We start from the raw sequence: 3551 nt of genomic DNA, 5'->3' as shown, positions 1-3551 counted from the left end.
TTGACAAAGTAGTGTCCGCGGCGACGGATCTTCGTCAACGGCAATTGCAGACCGTGCTTCGTCAATAGTGAGCGATGGATCCGGTAGCGCACCTGATCCCTAGCAGACTCACCGATTAAGGCGGTCGAACTGCCGACAACTGTCTGTTCGGTCAAGCGGCCAGCATTCCTCAATGCCATGTTGACGCTCGGCGCCGCAGTACGTAACTCGGCGGTGTGCTCGCCCTGGTTGTTGGGAGTCGATCCAGTCAGGAAGAACGGCTCAAACCTCTGTGGCGGAAGCTTTGAATCATGTGATGATTGTTCGCTGTAGATGATCGGTGGACTGCCCCGGGAATCGTAAGCACTTCCCGCCTATGGTATACAACTTTATTCGGCCCGCCCAGTGCGGGCTTTTCTATTTGGAACCCCATGAAATACCGCAAGCTCGACACCAACAGCGACTACACCTTCGGCTGCCAGCAGGCCGACTTATACATCGACAGCCCGCGTGACGGTCAATGCAGCCCGCGGTCAGATGCTGGTGTTGGCATGCAGCAGAGGGAGACATGAAGAAATGCTGGGTCGGGTCTGGCTGGGTACAGCCAGGCTGGGTGGCGTGCGAGGTCGGGCTGGATGCGCCAGCACGATGCCCGACCAATTGGCGGATCACCTGCCCGAAGGCCGGGCATGGATGGCCAAGCGCGTCGCCGGCACCCACATGCGGGCGCTGGTGGGCGGAGCCGCCGCTCCGTTCGGATTGGCCCGCAATCTGGTCGACCAACTCGACGTGGAGTTGAACATCGAGCAGACCGATGCGTTGATCCAAGCGTGGGAAACGTCCGTGGGCCTTCCGAGCCCGTGTGTGTCGATCGCCGACAAGACGTTGGCGGATCGACGAGCCGATGTGATTGCGCGCCTTCGACGTACGCCGGTGGTTACGAAGGCACAGTTCGAGGCGCTCGGTCGCGAGCTAACCGGTCTGGATGTGCGCGTGGAGCCTGGCGCAAACATCGAAACTTTCCCGCTGTCGTTCCCGCTGTTCTTCTCGGCCGATGGTGGCCGATTCACGCTCTACGTGTACGTGACGGGGCACCAATCCCCGCACTTCGTGTACGACTTCCCGGTGCCGCTGGGGCTGTACCGAAATCCCTTGCTGGAATGCATTTTCCAGGACATCACGCCCGCCAATGTGCGGCTCGTCTTCGTTTACGACTGAGGCCATATGCTCGACTTCCAAACCAAACTCAACAACACGTCCGGCTCCGCGGGGCGTCTGACGGCAGAGGAGTTCAACAACCTCGCCAGCGAGAACGAGAATGCCGTCCGAAGGGCGGCGTTGCCGCTCAGCTCGAATCTGGCCGACACGACACAGTTGGCCCAGGCGATGGCGATTGCCGGACGCAGTGCGGCCATCTTCAACGACGTCGGCTCAGCCAACGTGGTAGAGCTGACGCCGCACGCCGGCGCCAATACGTTTCCGCTGCCGCCGAACTTCACGGGAATGGACGGCAATGCCGTCACATTCCGTCCCGCTGCGGCAAACACGGGGCCTGCCGTTCTCAACTTGGGCATGACCACGAGCACCCTGCTGGGCGCGCGGCCGCTGGTGCGGCCCGATGGCGCCGCGCTCGGCCCCGGGGACATCAAACCAGGCGGGTATGTCACCGCGATCTACGATGCGTCGATCAACCGATGGCGCCTGGCGCAGATCTCGTTGACCTTGGATTCAGTGCCGACGCCGCCCGTCGGATCCAACGACCAGAGCGTGGCGAACACGGCGTGGGTCAATCAGGCGATTGCCGCAGCGTTGGGTCCGATCGTGGCTGAGATGGCCAACAAGTTGGACAAGGTGACGCCTGCGGATCAAACCGTCGCCGGCAACGTCACCTTCAATGGCATCGTGAGCTTGCCCTGATGGCCACTCGACTCCGCTTTGCCGGCGTGGGTGCCCTGGGGCAGGCCGCAGTCGGGGGAGCGGGCACCGGAGGGGGACGGCCGCGCCGGCCCCCTCCGGTAGCGGTAGCGGCGGAGCCGGTGCGTTTGGGGGAAGTTCCAACTATCTTCCGGCCACCGCGCTGGCGGGCGGGAGCGGTGCCGGCGGCGGAGGGGCTGTGGCTGGTGACGGCACGGCCGGCGGCGTGTCCCGCAGTGGCGGGCTCGGCCAGACCTCGGGCACGGCGGGTGCGGCAGGTGGTGCCGGGATGGGCGGCAACGCTAGTCAAGCCGTAATCGGCACCTACCCGACGTTTACCGCCTGCGGGGGCGCGGGCGGGGGCGGTGGTCAAGCGGGCGGTGGCAACGGCGGGCGTGGACCAGGCTATGGGTCCGGGGGCGACGGCGGAGGTGGGTGCGGCCCCGGCAACACGCCCGGCAATGGTGGTGACGGCCAGCCGGGCGTGGTCATCATCGACGTAGGGTTCTGAGCATGGATCGCTATCAGACTATCCCGGGCCGAACCGATGCGTGCCTGGCTATCAACTCTGACGGAAGCAGTGCCTATGTGACCATCGGTGACCCGGAGTGGGCGCTCTACGAGGCCTGGTGCGCGTCCGGCAACACGGCCCAGCCGTTCGGCGCGCAATCCTTGCCGACGCTGGACGAAGCGCGTGCGCTCGCCATCGTCCACTTGCACGCGGCGGTCGACAGCACCCTGGCGCCGATCCTGTCGCAGTACGCGACCTCCGAAGTATCCAGTTGGCCGGTGCAGCTGGCCGAAGCCACCACGTGGCTGGCCGATTCGACGGCACCCACGCCGCTGATCGACAGCCTGTGCGGCGGTACCGACAAGGCAGCGCTTTGCGCGTCCGTTATTGCCAAAGGAAACGCCTACAGTCACGTCAGCGGCGCGGTCTTTGCTTGGCGCCGCGCCTGTAGCGATTGGGTCGAGACGGTCACCGATGTGGCCGCCTTGAGTGAATGGAATCCACAGTATCCGCAGGTGCCCTATGCAGCGTGATCTCACCACGCCGCCGGCCGTCGAACTGTTCTTCACCAAGCGCCGCAGCCTCGGCTCAAAGCTGATTCGGCTGGGCACCTGGTCGCCGTGGAGCCACGTTGGCTTCCGCGTTGGCGATCGGGTCATTGAATCGACCGCGGGGCACGGCGTTCGCGAGGTGTCCTGGCGGGATGCGGTCCGCCCCGAGGATCGGCGTGCCGCCATGTACTTGCGATGCGCACGACCCGACGCGGTGCTGGCGGCGGCGCGCAGCCAACTGGGTAAGCCCTATGACACCAGCGCCATTCTCGGCTTTATCGGGCGACGCGACTGGCAAGAGCCCGATAGCTGGTTCTGCTCGGAACTGGTGGCCTGGGCGTTCGCGCAGGCCGGCTATGCGTTGTTCCGTCCGGATAGCGTGCACCGCGTCACGCCGGGGCACCTGTGGATGCTGGCCCAGGGCGTCACGCCAACGCCAACCGAGTAACCTGCCGCGACGACTCGCACCTGCTATGTCGAGCCCTTCGCCGCCGCGGTGCAGTTCGCCCGACTGTCGGTGGCGGCATAGACGTTGGAGGTTGTGCAGCGAACCGGTAGCGCGCCATCGGAAACGTCATTCGGCATCCAAGCCAATT

At 64.9% G+C, this 3551-nt stretch carries 6 protein-coding genes; all 6 read left to right on the top strand.

Features of this window, described 5'->3' with window-relative positions; genetic code table 11:
• Window positions 1-410: 410 nt before the first annotated feature.
• The 6 genes from AB6O04_RS20565 to AB6O04_RS20540 all read left to right on the top strand — a co-directional run bounded on the left by AB6O04_RS20565 (window position 411) and on the right by AB6O04_RS20540 (window position 3403).
• Window positions 411-551 carry a hypothetical protein gene (locus tag AB6O04_RS20565; protein ID WP_368566287.1) on the top strand — a complete coding sequence of 47 codons (141 nt, stop codon included), beginning with the start codon at window positions 411-413 and terminating at the stop codon, window positions 549-551.
• 76 nt (window positions 552-627) lie between these two features.
• Window positions 628-1197: a putative phage tail protein gene (locus tag AB6O04_RS20560; protein ID WP_368566286.1), complete on the top strand. Its 570-nt coding sequence runs from the start codon at window positions 628-630 to the stop codon at window positions 1195-1197.
• A 6-nt stretch (window positions 1198-1203) separates the two neighbouring features.
• Window positions 1204-1896: a hypothetical protein gene (locus tag AB6O04_RS20555; protein WP_368566285.1), complete on the top strand. Its 693-nt coding sequence runs from the start codon at window positions 1204-1206 to the stop codon at window positions 1894-1896.
• Between the two features lie 223 nt (window positions 1897-2119).
• Window positions 2120-2404 carry a hypothetical protein gene (locus tag AB6O04_RS20550; protein WP_368566284.1) on the top strand — a complete coding sequence of 95 codons (285 nt, stop codon included), beginning with the start codon at window positions 2120-2122 and terminating at the stop codon, window positions 2402-2404.
• Window positions 2405-2481: 77 nt separating this feature from the next.
• Window positions 2482-2937 (top strand): hypothetical protein, encoded by a 456-nt coding sequence (locus tag AB6O04_RS20545; protein ID WP_368566283.1) that lies wholly within the window; start codon window positions 2482-2484, stop codon window positions 2935-2937.
• Window positions 2927-3403, top strand: coding sequence for a YiiX/YebB-like N1pC/P60 family cysteine hydrolase (locus AB6O04_RS20540; protein WP_368566281.1), 477 nt, complete (start codon window positions 2927-2929; stop codon window positions 3401-3403). Before AB6O04_RS20545 ends, AB6O04_RS20540 begins: the two co-directional genes overlap by 11 nt.
• Window positions 3404-3551 lie beyond the last annotated feature (148 nt).

It is taken from the genome of Pseudoxanthomonas sp. UTMC 1351, from assembly GCF_040948865.1.
In the GTDB taxonomy this organism is placed as follows: domain Bacteria; phylum Pseudomonadota; class Gammaproteobacteria; order Xanthomonadales; family Xanthomonadaceae; genus Pseudoxanthomonas_A.
Note: the sequence above shows the minus strand (reverse complement) of the source record. Positions and strands in the feature narration are given on the sequence as shown.